Here is a 19104-nt window from a genome sequence, read left to right as displayed (position 1 = left end):
TTAGTTATCCCACCAAACAGGAGTAACCGGTGTTTGTTGGTTTAACAATACGTTTTCTTCATTTCTATTAACTTCAGAAGATGGGTATTCTGCCCTTCTAAACCATTGGCCAAAATATTCGTTATCATCACTAGCTTCTTCTTCTCTAATAGTTAACCCTTTAAAAACCTCATCAGAAAAATTATAGCGTCTAAAATCTACAAAAGTTTCTGGGTTTAAAAAATTATGTATATACTTCTCTTTCATTATATGTTGTAACATTAAATTGCTTTCGCCAACATTAATAGCTGTATCTGCCAAATAATCTGTACCATCTACACCATACATTTGCATACTAGCAGTTATACCATCTAAATATGCGTTATAGGCATCTGTTGTTGTACCAATACTTGTAGCATTACCTCCATTAGCTAAAAAAGCAGCTTCAGCTTTTATAAACATAGCCTCTGCGTAGCTTATAAGCATTAAAGGAGCATCTATACTAGTGTAAAAGCCATCTACAGCAAAACCTGTATTTGCATCTGTACCATCTGGAGCTAAGCCTACACTACCACTAACATAACCTTTCCATTCTACTTCTCCTCCATTATCTGCAAAAATTGGCAATCTTGGGTCAATACTAACTGTACCACTCTCAAAAGGAAAGTAATCTCCATTCATAGAACTAACCAACTGACTGGCAATATCATTATGAGCATTTCCTGTATTTTTAGCTAAAACCTCTGCAGAATACCATGGGTTTATATTTTTATCATCATAATACATTAAAAAATCATCTTCTGAAGAAGTAAAGCCATTAGCAATGGTTGTTAAAACATCTGCAGCTGTTGTTTCTCCTTTTTGTACCAAATGTAATTGATAACGAGCCTTAATTGTATATGCCGCTCTTAACCACTTATCGGTATCACCTCCATATATTAAATCTTCACTACCTAATGTAAAACCAGAATCATCTGGACCTTCTAAAGCATTAATTGCGTTATCTAATAATGAAAATATACTTGCATAAATTTGCTCTTGTGTATCAAAAGCAGGAAAATTATTATCAGGACCATCTGTAGCATCAGAATACGGAATATTATCCCAAGTATCTGTAGCAATACCTAAATTTATAGCAGTTAATATATCTGCAACAGCTTTATAATGTACTGCACCATTTTCTACTGCTTTTTCATTAATAGCGTCTATGTTTGGCAAAATATACAAGTATACTTGTGTCCATAAACCACTAGCTGTTGTTTGTCCTGCTGCACCTCCACCCTGAAAAACAAAGTTTTGCACATAATTTCCAAAAGATAATTCGGCAGAGCGTTGCCCTTCCATTGTACTATGTATAACTGGCGCTAACAAGTCTTGCATACGCAACTGATCTAATTTAGCTGTATTAGAAGGCGTATTCACATCAAAATAATCATCACTACAAGCTGTAAATACAGTTATAAATAGCGATAATATTATTATTTTATATATATATTTTCTCATCATATCTATTTTTAAAATCCTACATTAATACCAAAACTATAACTTTGAGACAAAGGAATATTTAGACCTGTGAAACCATATACATTACTACCTGCACTGTATTGGTTTCCTTCTGGGTCATACCCATCATAAGGTGTCCATACTAAAATATTTTGGGCACTAGCAGTCACAGAAAATCTATCTAAATGTATTTTTTCTATAAATTTTAATGGCAAATCATATGTTACCCCAATATTTCTGAGCTTTACCCAAGATGCATCTTGTACTAAAATTTCTGAAGCTCTGTTGTAATCTGTAGAACTACGATAGTAGTTTTGATCTATTAAAACCTCTGTTGTGTTTGGTATAAAACCACCATTTCCATCATCCATAACTCCACTTAGAACAGTGGTTTCGTCTCTAAATTCTGTAACTTCAAGTATACCATTTCTAATAGAGTTTCTTCTTCCTGCGTCATAAATATCTCCTCCTTTTTTATATTCTAACAAAAAGTTAAACCCTAAATTTTTCCATTTAAAACTATTAGCTAAAGATGTAATATAGTCTGGAAAAGCATTACCTACTTTTTGGCGTTCTGTGAAGTCTATTTCTGGTTTACCATTAGCATCAATATAACGCTCACCGTTTTCATAACGCCATTTCCATCCGTATAAAGAACCCATTTTATCACCTTCTCTAATTTCTGATGTTACACCTGCAAAACCAGAATCTGCAAAAATTATGCTTTCTATATCATCTGGTATATCTAATACTTTTCCTTCACTAGTAGACCAATTTAAAACTACTTCCCAGTTAAAATCTTTAGATTTTATAATATCTGCACTTAATAAAAATTCGTGTCCAAACACTTCAAAATCACCTGCGTTTCTAACAATTCTAGATATACCTGAAGAATACGCTGTTCCTACGCCAAAAATTTGATCCTTAACTCTGGTTTTATAATATGCATAGTCTAAGCGTATACGGTTTTTCAAAAACCTTAAATCTGCTCCTATTTCTGTAGATTGATTTCTTTCTGGGACAATATCTAAATCTCCTAAAGCTGTACTAGATCTGTAACCACCCGCTCCTCCAAAAGGGAAGTCTCCGTCTACCACAAAATAATGACCCACTTGACCAAATAATGGTCCTTTACCTACTTCAGCCCATGATGCTCTAAGTTTACCAAAAGTAAACACATCATTATCTCCAAAAACATCAGAAATATCATAAGCTAAACTTACTGAAGGATAAAAGAAAGATCTATTATCTTTTGGCAAGGTAGAAACCCAATCATTACGACCTGTAACTGTTAAAAATAACTTATCTAAATAACTCAGTTTAAGTTCTCCAAATACACCAACATTACGTAACTGAGTAACACTCTCATTAGCAAAAGTATTTATAGTATTACCAAGTTCATTTATGCCTGGTACATTTAATGTTTCTCCTCTTACATCTGCATAATCTCTTTTAGTATCTGATACTTGATGACCTAAAGTAAGATCTGTTCTAAAATCATCAGACCAATCTTTGTTCATTGCAACTAAAAAGTTAGATTCTAGTGCTGTAAAATTTATATTCTGATTTACAATAAAACCACCTACTTGTGTACCAACATCTAAATCTGCTGGAACAAAACGGTTTCTCTGATCTGAATAATTATCTACCTGCGCAGAATACGTAATATTTAACCAATCTTTAGGTGAATACTTAAATATTGCATTACCAACCCAACGATTTACATCATCATATAAGCTACTTTTTTCTATAAAATACCTTGGATTATCTATGATTCCAAATGTATAGTTACGTTGCGTACCATCTGGATTTTGATAATCATTTATAGGAAATGTACCAGAGTAATAGGATAAAGAACTCATAACAGACTTATCTCCTGAGTTTCCTCTGTTACCGCCAGATTTAGAGTAAGATATAGATGTATTTATACTAAAATTGTCTGTAACTTGATACCCACTTTTAAGTCTAAAATTTGTTTTATCATAATAGGTTCCTGGTAATATACCTTCTTCACTGTTGTTACCTACAGAAAAGAAATAATCCATTTTATCTGTTGCTCCACTAATATTTAAATTAACCTGAGTATTTACCCCTGTTTTAAATAAATCATACGGACTGTAAAACTGATCGTTAGATAAATCTACTATTTCACCTGACTCTAGTGTATATGAGTCTTCTGTATACTTAGGTCCCCAAGAATAAAACGAAGTTGCGTTTTGAACTCTATTAAAACCAGTATCTGAATCTGGATCATATAAAGTTCTAGGCGCTCCGCTAAATCCTTCTCTATAGGTTTCTTGCAAATTTGGAGTTTTTTCTAAATTTCTAAAGGTTGTAGAAGCTGTAAAGTTAATTTTTGCTTTTCCTTTTTTTCCTTTTTTTGTAGTAATTACAATTGCTCCGTTTGCAGCCCTTACACCATAAAGTGCTGTTGCGGCAGCTCCTTTTAATACATTGTAACTTTCTATATCTTCTGGGTTAATATCCCCTGCTCTATTAGAAAAACTAAATTGCTCTGAGCTGCTAGGTGAATTAGACCCTGCACTAGGTGACACGTTTCCAGAGAAAGTATCATTATTTAACGCGATACCATCTACAATAATTAAAGGCTGGTTACTACGATCTGGATTTACAGATGTAACCCCTCTAATAAGGATATCTACACCACCACCAGATGAACCAGATGTTCTATTAATTTGTACACCTGCCACCCTACCTTGCAGTGCTTCTAAGGCATTTGCTTGTCCGGATAAGTTTAAATCTTCAGATTTAACTTGCGTTACAGAGTATCCTAAAGATTTTTCTTTTTTCTCTACACCAAAAGCTGTTACAACAACTTCATCTAGTAGACTTGCATCTTCTTCTAAAGTAACATTAATTACAGATGTTGCCTCTACCGTTATTTCTTTCGGTAACATTCCTATATAGGAAAACTTCAATACATCTGACTGTTTGGCATCAATTATATATTTGCCATCAAAATCTGTTGTGGTTCCATTTTGTGTACCTTTTACAACTATTGTAACCCCTAATAACGGAATTCCCTCACTGTCTGTAACAGTACCTGAAATTTGTTGAGAATAAGCAATGGTTGTAAAAAGCACACTAAAGAGTAATACTAATGTGTTTTTCATAAAAATTGAGTTTTTGATTAATAAATTAGTTAGGATAAACTAAAGTCAATAAAAAAATCAATAAATCAAATTAATAAACTCCTTAATATTAAACAATTCTTAATTAAACAGGTTTTTTCGTACAAAAACACTATAAAAAAACCCAATAATCAAAACAATTATCATAAAATATACTAAATTATTGTGTTTATGACAATATAAACATTTAACAATACAGGTATAAACATGTGTTAATTTTACAAAAAAAAAGAGCTGCATTACTGCAGCTCTTTTTTTTGTAAAATTATGACTATTGGGCTATCTCCTCTAAGCTAGCTAAATAGCGTTCTGCATCTAATGCCGCCATACAACCTGTACCCGCAGCAGTAACCGCTTGTCTATATTCTTTATCTTGTACATCTCCACTTGCAAATACACCGGGTATATTTGTTTTTGTAGACTTACCTTCTGTAATTAAATAGCCTGTTTCATCCATATCTAATTGTCCTTTAAATATGTCTGTATTTGGTTTGTGACCAATGGCAATAAAAAGACCTGTAATAGCTATATCTTCTTTTTCTTGAGTTTGGTTGTTTACCATACGTAAACCTTCTACCACTTGTTCTCCCAATACTTCATCTACCTCTGTGTTATATTTTACAGTAATATTAGAAATACTATTAACTCTATGTTGCATAGCTTTAGAAGCACGCATCTCATCTCTACGAACAAGCATAGTAACATTGTTACAAATGTTAGCTAAGTATGATGCCTCCTCTGCAGCCGTATCTCCTGCCCCAACAATAGCTACATCTTGCCCTTTGTAAAAGAAGCCATCACAAACAGCACATGCAGATACACCACCTCCACGTAAACGTTGCTCACTCTCTAATCCTAAATATTTTGCTGTTGCACCTGTAGAAATAATAACTGTTTCTGCCTCTATAGTTTTAGAGTTATCTACAGTTACTTTATGTATACCACCAACAGTTTCATTAAACTCTACCGCTGTAACCATACCTATTCTTACTTCTGTACCAAAACGTTCTGCTTGCGCTTGCAATTGCGTCATCATTGTTGGCCCATCTATACCTTCTGGATACCCTGGAAAATTATCTACTTCTGTAGTAGTTGTTAATTGTCCGCCCGGCTCCATACCTGTGTACATTACTGGCTTTAGATCTGCTCTAGAAGCATAAATTGCTGCTGTATATCCTGCTGGTCCAGAGCCTATAATAAGACATTTAATTCTTTCTATTGTATCTGACATAATATTAGTTCAAAGTTTAGTTTAGAACACAAATGTAATTTTTTTATACAAACTGAAAAGCTTATTATCATAAATTGTTACAATAGAGTCATAGTCATATATAATTTGACTTTATTTTAACATTTTTACCGTAGCAACTGTTCTAAAACCAGTGTGTTCTGCAGAAGAGTCTACGCTAGATCCCATACGAGCTGAAATTCTATAACTAGCACAATAACTATCACTACACAAAAATGAACCTCCTTTTATAACTTTTTCTTTAATATAAAGGTTTTGAGGATTGTATGCATCAGTTGCACCAAGCGGATTTTTTTTGGTAGTAGTTGCAGCTAACTCTTTATAGTAATTAACATTGTACCAATCACTGGTCCACTCCCAAACATTACCTGCCATATCATACAATCCATATCCGTTAGGTTGGTAACTTTTAACCGGAGCCCTTTTTTCAAACCCATCTTTTTTGCTATTTTCTACAGGAAACTCACCCTCCCAGCTATTTGCATTTTTAGACAAAACAGATCTATCATCTCCCCAAAAAAATATAGTGCCAGATTTGCCTCCATTAGCGGCATACTCCCATTCTGCTTCTGTTGGCAACCTTCTGTTAGCCCAATTACAGTAGGCCATTGCATCTTCATAACAAATTTGTACTACAGGGTGGTTATCTAATCCTTTTATAGAACTACCAGGCCCATTTGGATGTTTCCAGTTTGCCCCTATTGTCCAATGCCACCATTGAGAAAAATCAAATAAATTAGGTACAGATGTTTTTGTTTTTTTAAATGTTAAAGAACCTGGCTGTAATATAGAGTCGTGCGGTTTTGGAGTACCTTCAGGAACTTGCTTTTTCATCTCTTCCCAGTCTATTGCTCTTTCTGCTACAGTAGTGTAACCCGTTTGGTTAACAAATTTAGCAAATTGAGCATTTGTAACTTCTGTGATATCCATAAAAAAACCATCTACAGCAACCTTGTGTGCAGGTTTCTCATGTTGCATAGCCATTTTATCTTGTGGCACTGCACCCTGTATAAACTCTCCTCCAGGAATCCACACCATACCATCAGGTACTTTTACATCTTTAGGTTTTTTAACTAACAAGGTATATGTTGTATCTTTTTTAGTCTTGGTATCTACAGTAACTTCTGGGCTTTCTTGTGTAGTTTTATTTTCCTTTGCCGCATCTTTACACTGTATACACAGTAGTACTATTACGCACAAAATAAGGTAATTTGGAATTCGTTTTTTGAGTTTCATAATTTAATTTGATAAGCAGTAAATATGCTAACAAATATATAGATCTTAAAAAAATTGCGTGTACTTCTGCGTAATATTAACGTCTTTGTTTGCTAAAAAAAATTAATACCCCTTAAATACTTAGATAAAGCAGGAGTTAAAAATGATTTAAAAATTATCAAATTGATAAAAAACACCCCGTTAAAAAACATATAACAAAAATTTAGCCCATACATTACTGATAAATTTGTATTTGGTGGTAAAACTTTATTACATTTAAAGTTAACTTTAGCACTAATAATAAAGTGTATTTTAAAGTATACGTACAACAAATTAACTAGAACTCAATTTTACCAAACAAAACAAACTAACTTATGGAAAACACAAATTCGGGAACAGGAACTAATGCTAAAAGACTATTTTACGGTAGCTGCTTTGCTTTAATTACAACGGCATTCTCGTTTGCTATAGCGGCAGGTATTTTAGATCAACTAAAAACAGAGCTAGCATTAAGTGCAAGTCAAGCTGGCTTAATTACCTCTATGTGGTTTTTAGGTTTCCCTATTTCTATGGTTATTGGTGGTTTAATTTACCACAAAGTAGGCGGAAAAATTATAATGCAATTTGCTTTTTTTGCCCATGCAATTGGTATTTTGCTTTTAATATTTTCTGGCAATTACATAGGTCTTTTAATAGCCAACTTGCTTATAGGCCTTGGTAATGGTTGTACCGAAGCAGCTTGCAACCCTATGATTGCAGATGCATACAAAGGAAATAGAATGAGCACAATGCTTAACCGCTTTCATATGTGGTTCCCTGGAGGTATAGCTATTGGTAGTTTGCTTTCTGGTTTTATGACAGATTTTGATATTACAGGACAAAGCCAAGTATGGTTATTATTAATACCGGCTATAATTTATGCCTATTTATTTTATGGTCAAACTTGGCCAAAAGCTAAAATTGAAGAAGCAGCAACTATTAGCGGCAACTTAAAAGGTATGTTTACTCCCTTATTTTTATTTATAGGGATATGTATGGCATTGACCGCCATATCAGAATTTGGTCCAAACCAGTGGGTTGGTTTAATACTTTCTAAAAGTGGTGCAGAGCCAACACTTATTTTAGCATTGACTGCCGGTTTGATGGCAGTTGCAAGATACTTTGGAGGTAGTATGGTAGCCAAGTTTAACCAAACAGGTGTGCTTTTAGGTTCTGCTGTACTTGCAACTTTAGGTATTTATTTATTTAGCACACAAACAGGAACAATGGCTTACGTAGCCGCTATATTCTTTGCTCTTGGTGTTGCTTATTTTTGGCCTAATATGATTGGATTAACCGCTACCAAAACCCCAAAAACCGGTGCTTTAGGAATGTCTATTATTGGAGCAATAGGTATGTTTTCATCTTCTATTTTTCAACCAATTATTGGTGGTTGGATTGATTCTGATGTTGATAAAATAGCCAATTCTTCACTTAATGTATCTGGAAAAACATTTAGTGAGGCTAAAAATATTTTTGAAAGTAAAGAAAACCTAAGTGAAGCAGCTTCATTAATTAATGTTAGCGAAAGCAATTTAGAATCATCAATAAACAACGTAATTTTAGAGTCTGGGCAAGAAACTTTAGGTACTATGGTACTTTTTCCTGCCATATTAATTGTATTATTCACCATATTATATTTTTGGATGAAAAGCACAAAAGATTCTAACAAAGAAATAACTAATGCATAATGTTGCTTTAGCTTAAAAGATAAAAAAAGCTTCTCTTTTCAGAGAAGCTTTTTTTATGCTTAAATATTAATCTTTAATTTTCATTGTAAAATTAATTAGCCCACCATCTATACTAGCCTCATATAAAACACCATTTTTATAGGTATAAATATTCTCATTGCCTTTGGCGTTTACTTTTTTGTATTTATGATTTCCTAAATAAACTAAAGTATTCATAGCTGCATCTTGCTCAGAGTAACACGCTGTTATATGCAAAGGTTCTGTAAAATATAATTGCACAGTAGTAAATGTTATAGGCTCCTTAAATGTACTAACCTTTTTGTTTTTGGTTATTTTATACTCTTTATTACTACGTTCTGTACTGGTTTCTGCATAAACTTTATTGTTTAGCATAATACTTACATCTGCTTTGTTAAGTTCCTTATTGTTAAAAACCACATTATAGGTATATTTTACATTTATTGTTGTTAAAATTTTAGCTTGTATATGGGTAAAACTATGGTATGTGGTTAAACCATCTTCAATAGTTTTTGTTGCCTGTAAATTACCTACTACTTTATTTTTATGAAGTATATCAAAATGTAAAACCGTATTTACAGTATTATTTTTTGCAATTAATCCTCCTAAAAACACTAATAGTAATATGTTTTTAATCATACAATTTAAATTTATACATACCAATATAAACATATTAAATTAAAAGCTAATAAATGATTTGTAGCACTTAATTTTTATTAAAGTAAGTTAAGTACAAAATAACTAATCTGTTTATTAGTGTATTTTTTATAGAATTACTAAACTCAAAAAATACAAACCTAAAAAAACATTGTTTTAAACTAGACAAAAACTAGACAAATACAGTTTACAGTCTAAATGCAACTAGACTTAGTGTTTTTTTTAACTACATTTATTTGCTGTTATTTTAAAACATAACCAAACCAACCAGACTTTTATTAACAAACTAAAACTAAAAAAATACGCTATACGCTTTTATAATTATACATTTTATTACACCAATAAATAGTAAAAATTTAAAATTAGCTGCATAAAATAGCAAATTCATATTTTACAATGTTTACCATACTTAAATTAAAAACCGGGATTAAACTAGCAATTACAGTGTTAATTGCACTAAACACCATAACTGCTTTTTGCCAAGACAATAGACAAAATAAAGATTTTTTAAAATTAGCAAGAGAACTAGCTCATAAAAAACCTGACAGTTCTGCTTATTATTTTAATCAAGAAATAGAGTTAGATCTAAAAAATAAAGACACTGTTTCTGCCATAAAAACGTTAAAAGAATTATCTATATTATATTCTCATAATTTAAATTATAGTAAATCTTATGATGGTTACTGGAAAGCACTTTTACTTGCTGATAAAATTAAACACAATGAACTAACTGCAGATATCTACCAAGAAATAGGTTGGTTATATAGTTTTTATAAGCGTGATGAGAAAGCTTTAGAATATTTTAATAAAAGTATTAAACTCAGAAAAAAACAATTTGCAAAAAATGAATCTAATGCACATTTTATTGCCAGTGACTATTTTTCTATTGTAAACCTATACAGAGGAAATAAAAACTATAAAAAAGCTGCACAATACTTAGACTCCTGTGTTTATTACCAAGCAAAACTAAGTCCAAAAATAACTAGCTACTATATTATTGCAGAACAAGCCTACTTAGATGCTGTTAATGGCAATTATAACCTTGCCATTAATAAGTTAAACAAATGTAAAGAGCATTTTAAACATACAGATAAAACATACTTAAGCGTTATACACAGCCTAACTGCAGATGTTTATAAAATGATGAAAGAGTATGACAAAAGTATTTTAAACTACAAAGCCTCTATAAATCTTTCCGAAAACAATAAAAGTCATTTAAACTATAAAATAAAAGATTACGAAGGACTTAAAGATGTTTATGTTGATTTAAAAAATTACAAAGAAGCTTACTACTATCTAGATAAAGAAACTGCTTTAAATAATAAAATATTTGGCACAACTAGTGAAAATAGCAAGCATCTTTTAGAAATTAAAGATAATTACAGGTTAGAAAAAGAAAAACAAAAAGATGCAATGCAAAAGCAGTTAATTGCTAATTATGAACAAGAAGACAAAATTTGGCTTTTAAAATCTATCATCTTAATAATACTTATAATATCATTAGTTTTTTACGGTATAGTCTTAGTAAAACAAATAAAAAACAAGCATAAAAACGAAAAACAAATTATTGCTGAAAAACAAAAGTTAAAAACCCAAAAGACCAATGAGGTTTTAGAGCTAAAAAACAAAGAGCTTACACAAGCTGCCTTACGTTTAATTGAAAAAGATGAATTTATTGCCGGACTACAAAAGAAAATAGAAACTGCCGGAGAAAATGTAAACAAAAAAGTTGTGCTAAGAGCACTAAAAACTTTTCAGGGTACACCCAGTAAAAACTGGACAGAGTTTGAAGCACGATTTACAACTATAAATCAGAGTTTTTACGAAAATCTCAGAATTAAATACCCTAAACTAAGCCAAACAGATCAGAAAATATGCGCTTTAGTTAAGCTAAATTTCCCTAGTAAAGATATGTCTAAACTATTAGGCATTTCTGTAGAAAGTGTGCACACATCTAGGTACAGACTACGCAAAAAACTAGGTTTAAAAAGAGAAGACAATCTAGAAGATTTTATAAGCAGGTTTTAAAAACAGCACCCATATTAACGCTTAGCGTAAGTTCAGAAAATTAGGGAATACACAACAAACTAATAAAACTTAAGTCACTGATGTTAAGCACTTAATAATTACAAATAAAAATAAATTGTTCATAAGAAGTCTAGTTAAAACTGCTTATTAACACCTTTTGTTTAGTTCTAGTCTAGTTAAAATACTACATACATAGGTTAATATAAACAACATTTGTAATTAATTAACTTAAACAAACTATTTATGAAAATTAAACTTAATTTAACAAGAAGGCAAAAACCCAAGTTACTCGTTTGGGCATTGTTCTTCAGTTTTACCTTTGGGTATGCACAAACTACTGAAATAAAAGGTACCGTTATTGCAGAAGGTTTCCCTATTGGAGGCGTAAATGTAATAATTAAAGGCACAATTAATGGTACTTATACAGATTTTGATGGTAATTATACAATTAAAGTAGAAAAAGGAAATACACTGGTTTACAGCTATGTTGGTTACAAAACCAAAGAAATTTTAATAGCAGACCAAAATAACATTAATGTAACTTTAGAGCCAGATGCTGCTGCTTTACAAGAAGTTATAGTTATTGGTTACGGTACTCAAAAGAAAAAAGAAGTTACTGGTGCTGTAGTAAATATTAGTAATGATGTAATAGATAAAACAGCAACATCTGATCTTGGTACTGCTTTGCAAGGGCAAGTAGCAGGTGTTAATATACAAGCCAGCAGCGGTAGACCTGGTGAGGCAGCAAACGTACAAATTAGGGGTTTAGGCTCTGTAAGCCCAAATGCACTAGGTCCTTTATATGTTGTAGATGGTATTCCTTATGAAGATAACCCAAATATATCTCCAGAACTTATTTCCTCTGTAGATATTTTAAAAGATGGTGCAGCAGCATCAATATATGGTACTAGAGCATCTAATGGGGTTATTTTAATTACTACAAAAAAGGGAAAATCTGGTAGTATAAAAGTAGATTTTAATACCTATACAAGTATACAAGATATTACATCTGGTACACCTTTAATGAATACCCAACAACAAATTTATGCAGAAAATGTTATGCTAAAAGCATTGGGTCGTGATCCGTTAATATTCTTTTTTAATCCAGATGCTTTAGATTATGACTCAGACTTTGTTGGTGATGTTCAAAATGATGGTGCACCAATAAGAAACTACAGCTTAGGTGTTTCTGGTGGTAGTGAAAATTTAACGTTAAGTTTTAACACAAATTACTTTAACCAAGAAGGTATTTTAGTTAATTCTGGTTTTGATAGATTAACAACTCGTTTTACCGGAGAATTTAGAAAAAATAAATTTAAAGCATTTGCTACCATTGGTTACACTAATGAAAACAGAGAACAAGAGCCTTGGGGATTATATGAATATTCTATTGCTCAAAAACCCTGGCAACCGCCTTTAACTGGTTTAAACAGCGTTGGCGGTAATGGTGTAGAAATACCTGTGCGTAACGCCATATTATACAGTTACTTGTCTCAGCAACTTAATAATGAAGACGACCGTAAAACTACAAGTGTAAATATTGCTACCAATTTACAGTATGAGTTTTTTGATGGGTTTACCTATAAAATAAACCTAGGTAGAAATACGTATGATTATAGTCGATCTTTTTTTCAACCACAATATTTAGTGTATGATAAAGATGGTTTAAACCCTACCGCATCTAGAGAAAATGCAAAATTAGAAGAAAACTATATTTCTACAGAAAGAAACGTTATTGAAAATATGTTTACCTATAAAAAATCTTTTGGAAAACATAACTTAAACTTTTTAGCAGTTTTGTCTTATGAAGATTTTAAATCTAAAACATTAGGTTTAGGTGTTAACTTTAGTGAGGAATCTGGTAATAGCTCTAAAACTTTAGGTGCTGGTAGTGATCCAATTGCTCCTACATCATACATAGACGAAAGAAAATTAGCTGGTAAATTAGGAAGAGTACAATATAATTTTGATGAAAAATACTTGTTTTCTGCTAGTTACAGAAGAGATGGGTCTTCTCGTTTTTCTGAAAAAAATAGGTATGGAGACTTTTTTGGTTTTTCTACCGGCTGGAACATTCATGAAGAAAACTTTTTTCAAAATGTATCTTTTGTAAACCAGTTTAAACTTAGGCTTAGTTATGCTGAGTTAGGCAATCAAAACATACCTTCATACTCATACATACCATCTATAGAAAGTGGTGTTAATTACCCTTTTGGTAGTAATGAGTCTTTAAGTTTTGGACTAACACAAAGAAGGTTTGTAGATCCTAATATTAAATGGGAAACTACTATATCTAAAAACATTGGTGTAGACCTTACTTTATTAGATAATAAGCTTAATATTACTGCAGACGTCTATCAAAACGACAAAAAAGATATGCTTTTAGAAGAGCGTTTACCAGCATCTGCAGGTACTTACCATCCTAACACTAATTTGTACGATACTAAAGTTATAAATGCTGGTAATATGGTTAATAAGGGTATAGAGTTAGCTGCTAGTTTTAAAAACAGATCTAAAAAAGGAGATTTTGGCTATACTATTAGCGCTACGTTTACTAAAAACGATAATGAGGTAACTAGCCTTAATGGCACAACAAGAGGCTATGGTAACGGAGCTCCTTCTACTGTTTTAGCTAATGATATAGATTATACTACTTTTTTAGCAGAAGGTTATGAGGCCGGTGCCTTTTTCTTAGTACAACATGATGGTGTTATTAAAACACAAGAGCAGTTAGATGCTTACAAAGTAATTGATAAAAGTGCACAGTTAGGAGATATGATGTACAAAGATATAGATGGCAATAATGTTATAGATGACAATGACCGTGTGTATTCTGGATCTGGACAAGCAGATTTTGAAGCTGGTTTAAGCTTAAATTTAGATTATAAAAACTTTGACTTCTATATTCAATCTTATTTCTCTAAAGGAGCAGAAATTTATAACGGAGCTAAATACTACGCGTATACTCAGGGCAGACATTTAGAGCAATTTTATATGTGGAGTCCGCAAAACCCAGATTCTGATATTCCAACAGACAGGCAAAACGCTATACACAACAATGTTAGATCTAGGTCTGACTATTTTTTAGAAGATGGTACTTATTTTAGAATTAGAAACATTAGCCTTGGCTACACACTTAAAGACCTACCTGCATTTGGACTAAATTCTGCAAGAATTTACGTTTCTGCAACTAACCCATTTACGTTTACAGAGTACACAGGATATGATCCTGAGGTTGGTGGTGATGGCATATTTACTAGAGGAATTGATAAAGGTAACTACCCAGTTGCAAGACAATTTTTACTTGGAGTGCAATTGCACTTTTAATAACTGATTAATTTACAATTATGAAAATATCAAAAATACATTTAACTATAGCAACACTAGTTTCTATATTTATATTTACAAGCTGTAATGAAGACAGGTTTTTTGATCAAGAAAACCCAAACGCTATTACATCAGAAACTTTTTGGAAAACACAACAGCAATTTAATAGTGGTTTAACTGCTGCTTACGGTACGCTTCAGTTTCAGAGTATTAGTGGCGGAGAATTACAATATGAAATGGCATTGGGAGACATTGCGGGTTCAGAATCTTGGTACAGACCAACTGCGTTTAGAAATTTAACGTATACAGACGCTACATACTACGTAACAGATAAGTGGAACGAACTTTACATTGGTATATTTAGAACCAACCAAATAATAGAATTTTTAGCACAAGCTGATGATGCAAACTTTATAGGAAACGGCAAAGCAGAAATTGAAGCACAAGCACGATTTTTAAGAGCATTTTTCTATTTTCAGGTTGCTAATACATATGGTGGTGCAATTTTACATACTGGTATTCCTAAAACAGATGAAGAATTAAACAAACCTTTATCTTCTATTACTGACGTAAACACTACAGTAATAATTCCAGATTTAATATACGCACAAAATAATTTACCTACCACTTGGGGTCCAGATGATACAGGTAGAGCAACTTGGGGCGCAGCAACAGCATTACTAGGTAAAGTTTATTTATTTGCAGAAGATTGGCCAAATGCAGTTACACAATTTAAAAACGTAATTGATTCTGATTTGTACCAATTAACTCCTAACATAATGGATAATTATACAGATGAAAATGAATTTAATAGTGAATCTATTTTTGAAGTTGCTTACTCTGCAGATCTTAACCCAGGTGTTCCAGGAGGTAATGTAGATGATACACCGGCAACTACAGGTGCAGAAGCATCTACAATGGCTACAGCATTAGGGCAATTAAGCTTTGGAGCATACAATACTTTATTACCTACTTATTATTTGCATGAACTTTTTACAAATGATGAAGTAGACCCTACAAACCCTATAAATGATGGTAATACTTGGTCTAAAAGAATGAATTCTAGCATTGTTCCTATTAATGGAGAAGGCTTGTATTACGGATTAGAAATAGGAGAAAAAGGTGGTTGGGCCTTTGGCCAAAGTGCATACATAAAAAAGTTTACCAATTGGTATAGTCTAAAAGCTGAAGATAGCAGAAGTAGATCTGGTATTAACTTTAGACACATTAGACTTGCAGATGTATATTTAATGTATGCAGAGGCTGTAATTAACAATAGTAACGATTTTAGCACTGCTATTACCTACATAGACCTTGTTAGAAGTAGAGCTGGTGTAAAAACACTACAACAATATATGGATGAAAACGGAGGTATGTTTCCGCAATTACACATTAGCAAACAAGTACATGGCTCACAGCCAATGGTTGCCGCCTCTGCTAACACAGTAATGACACACATACAAAGAGTAGAAAGACCATTGGAGCTGTGTTATGAAGGTCACCGTTGGAAAGATTTAGTTAGGTGGGGTATTGTTAAAGAAGTATTTACAGAGCTTAGAGCAGATGAAATATGGAGAACAGAGCACTTAGCAGAATTAGAAATAGAAGATGACGGTATTGCTCCTTTATTTATAAAAGAACGTGTAAGACCAGATTTCTTTTTAGCAACAGATAACTATGATTCTGCTACACATGATTACTTGCCTATTCCTGCGCAAGAATTACAAACTAACGATAATTTTAACGACTAAATAACACAACATGAAACATATATTAAAACCTAAATTAATAGGGTTGGCTTTTATGTCTTTTATCTTTATTGCTTCTTGTAGTGAAGACGATACTGAAAACTTAACAGAGCCAAATCATAGGATAGTATTAACTTCCGAAATGGACTTTGAAAATAAAGTAGAAATTAATGGCAGTATTACATTTGGTGATGCATCACCAGGAGTAGTATCTAGAGAATGGAATTTTCCTGAAGGCGTTGCTAATGTTTCTACATCTAAAGATCAAAACGTAAAAGCTGTTTTTAAAAAAGCAGGTATACACAACGTTACCCTTAATCAAATATTTAAAGATAATGCTTACGTTGGTACAACATTAAAAGGTAAAGAATTAGATACTACTATTGTTGTAACTGTTTTAAACCCCGTAAAGGCCTCTATAAAAGCAAATCATATAAACCCTGATGGTACTTTAGGTGCAGCATTAGACATTAGTGAAAACGCAGAAAATGAGGTTATTGCTAGTAGATCTGTGCAATTTTCTTATGTAGTAGATGGTGAACCAGAAAACTTTATGTGGAATATAGATGGTGGTGACCCAGAAACTTTTGATGGTACAGATGCAGAAGTTAATGTTAAATATAAAAGACAAGGTATATACAATTTAAGCTTTGCTGCTACAAGACAAAGACCTTTTGGTGGTGATACAATTTCTTTTAAAAACTTAATAAAAGTAATACCTTCTACAGACCCTGTAGACTTAGAAAAAGTTGCAGATAAAAATGGTGCTATTGCTCTTGAATTTAGCAGAGAAATGGATGCATCATCTATAAATGCTACAGATTTTAGCGTAACAATAACTAACAATGAAGTAGCTATACCAACTACTATTGGCTCTGTTTCTATAGATAGTGATGAAGGTAATATTTTACTAATTTCATTAGAGGGCACTACTATTTATAATGATGATATTGTTACTGTTAGTTATACCAAAGGAAGTTTAAAAACATTAGATGGTGTAGAGGCTGAAAGCTTTGCAGATAGTCAGCTTATTTTTAACAAGGTAAATATTTTAAAAGAAGCATCAGATTATGATTATAGTTTTGAAAACTCTACCGCATCTAACTGGCCATATATGAATTGGGGTGCCCCTTGGGATGCTTACAACTTAGAAATTTCTAGTGACCAAGCACAAGACGGTACTAAAAGTGCTTACATAGAAATGGATGCTGCTGGCGGAATGATTATTGGTCATAAAACAACTTCTGGAGACGAAATAACTTTTCCTGTAGAAGCTGGTAAAACATATGAAATTGGTGTTTGGGTGTACGTAACTAGTTTAGGTAATAATAATGCTGCTGGTTTTGACCCAGATTTACGTTTCTTTTGGTTTCCTGATACTGATTGGGCTGTTGCTGGTAACCCAACCTTTGGTAGTGACTTTTCTGTTGGTAAATGGGTCTATAGTTCTACTTTTGTTGAGTTTAGTAATACAGGAGACAAAACTTTTCAAATAAGAGGTTATAACCAAGACAATGCAGAAATTATAAGTTTTTATATGGATAATTTAAGCGTTTCTGAAGCTTCTCTTAGACCATAAAAAATACTGTCAGTTTTTTTAAAAACTTGCTCTTGTTTATTACGTTAAACAAGAGCAAGTTTTGTATTTTTATAACTCATACTTTTTTAAAATGAAACTAAAATATGTGTGCCCATTTTGGGGCCAAGAGGGTATAACAGCTAAGGATTTTATACATAAAGTTACAAATGCTGGTTACAATGCTGTAGAAGTTAATATTCCTGTAGAAAATAATTTTGAAACCGAATTAAAATCTATTTTAAACAACTCTAAACTAGACCTTATTGGTCAGCAATGGTTACAACCTTTAAAAGAATCTGTAACTGAATACAGTAAACGATTAGAAGAGCGTTTGTATAAGTTAGCAGAGTTTAACCCAATTTTTATTAACTCGCATACAGGTAGGGATTTTTTTAAGTTTGAAGAAAATTGTCGTGTATTAGAAACTGTTTTTAAGTTTGAAGAAAAAACAGGTATTAATGTTTACCATGAAACGCACAGAGGTAGGTTTAATTACAGCGCACAAACAACTGAAAATTTTATAGATAAATTTCCTAATTTAAAGCTTACTGCAGATTTTTCTCATTGGACTGTAGTATCTGAAAGCTTGCTAGAAGACCAAATGCAATCTTTAAAAAAAACAATAAATAACACCCAGTATTTGCACGCTAGAGTTGCAGATACACAAAGGTCTCAAGTAAATTATCCGTTTTCTAAAGAAAACCATATATTTTTAAAAACCTTTACCAACTGGTGGCAACAAGTTATTACCAATGCACAAACGCTTGGCAAAGATACTTTTTACATTTGTCCGGAGTTTGGCCCTTATCCATATATGCCTTATCAGCCTAACACTACAAAACATTTGGTAAATCAGTGGGATTTAAATGTAAAAATGATGCAATACTTAAAACAGCAAAACCTTGTGGTTAAATAACCT

Annotated in this window: 11 protein-coding genes; 6 read left to right on the top strand and 5 right to left on the bottom strand. The window is 32.3% G+C overall.

Annotated features, from left to right (window positions below):
* The 4 genes from CELLY_RS12580 to CELLY_RS12565 form a co-directional block, all read right to left on the bottom strand.
* The gene (locus CELLY_RS12580; RefSeq protein WP_013622058.1) at positions 1–1485 is read right to left on the bottom strand and encodes a SusD/RagB family nutrient-binding outer membrane lipoprotein; all 1485 of its coding nucleotides are present in this window, start codon (positions 1483–1485) and stop codon (positions 1–3) included.
* A gap of 8 nt (positions 1486–1493) precedes the next feature.
* Positions 1494–4616, bottom strand: a complete 3123-nt coding sequence (locus tag CELLY_RS12575; RefSeq protein WP_013622057.1) for a SusC/RagA family TonB-linked outer membrane protein — start codon at positions 4614–4616, stop codon at positions 1494–1496.
* Positions 4617–4905: 289 nt separating this feature from the next.
* Entirely contained in the window at positions 4906–5865 is a 960-nt protein-coding gene (gene trxB / locus CELLY_RS12570; RefSeq protein WP_013622056.1) for a thioredoxin-disulfide reductase, read from the bottom strand.
* A 111-nt stretch (positions 5866–5976) separates the two neighbouring features.
* On the bottom strand, positions 5977–7119 hold the full coding sequence (locus CELLY_RS12565; RefSeq protein ID WP_013622055.1) for a formylglycine-generating enzyme family protein: 1143 nt from the start codon (positions 7117–7119) through the stop codon (positions 5977–5979).
* A 353-nt stretch (positions 7120–7472) separates the two neighbouring features.
* Between CELLY_RS12565 and CELLY_RS12555 the strand changes: the two genes are divergently transcribed.
* Positions 7473–8828, top strand: coding sequence for an MFS transporter (locus CELLY_RS12555; RefSeq protein WP_013622054.1), 1356 nt, complete (start codon positions 7473–7475; stop codon positions 8826–8828).
* Between the two features lie 66 nt (positions 8829–8894).
* On the opposite strand, the gene CELLY_RS12550 is transcribed toward CELLY_RS12555, so the two are convergent.
* Positions 8895–9485: a DUF6134 family protein gene (locus tag CELLY_RS12550; RefSeq protein WP_013622053.1), complete on the bottom strand. Its 591-nt coding sequence runs from the start codon at positions 9483–9485 to the stop codon at positions 8895–8897.
* 414 nt (positions 9486–9899) lie between these two features.
* On the opposite strand from CELLY_RS12550, the gene CELLY_RS12545 reads away from it, so the two are divergent.
* From CELLY_RS12545 to CELLY_RS12525, 5 genes are all read left to right on the top strand, one after another.
* Positions 9900–11531 (top strand): tetratricopeptide repeat protein, encoded by a 1632-nt coding sequence (locus CELLY_RS12545; RefSeq protein WP_013622052.1) that lies wholly within the window; start codon positions 9900–9902, stop codon positions 11529–11531.
* Between the two features lie 243 nt (positions 11532–11774).
* The gene (locus tag CELLY_RS12540; RefSeq protein ID WP_013622051.1) at positions 11775–14858 is read left to right on the top strand and encodes a SusC/RagA family TonB-linked outer membrane protein; all 3084 of its coding nucleotides are present in this window, start codon (positions 11775–11777) and stop codon (positions 14856–14858) included.
* Positions 14859–14878: 20 nt separating this feature from the next.
* Entirely contained in the window at positions 14879–16609 is a 1731-nt protein-coding gene (locus CELLY_RS12535; protein ID WP_013622050.1) for a RagB/SusD family nutrient uptake outer membrane protein, read from the top strand.
* Between the two features lie 10 nt (positions 16610–16619).
* Complete coding sequence (locus tag CELLY_RS12530; protein WP_013622049.1) at positions 16620–18185, top strand: hypothetical protein; 1566 nt, start codon at positions 16620–16622, stop codon at positions 18183–18185.
* Positions 18186–18276: 91 nt separating this feature from the next.
* The gene (locus tag CELLY_RS12525; RefSeq protein ID WP_013622048.1) at positions 18277–19101 is read left to right on the top strand and encodes a sugar phosphate isomerase/epimerase; all 825 of its coding nucleotides are present in this window, start codon (positions 18277–18279) and stop codon (positions 19099–19101) included.
* Positions 19102–19104: the final 3 nt, after the last annotated feature.

The sequence above is a fragment of the Cellulophaga lytica DSM 7489 genome, assembly GCF_000190595.1.
GTDB lineage: Bacteria > Bacteroidota > Bacteroidia > Flavobacteriales > Flavobacteriaceae > Cellulophaga > Cellulophaga lytica.
The sequence above is the reverse complement of the archived record's forward strand: the minus strand, read 5'-3'. Positions and strand labels throughout refer to the sequence as shown.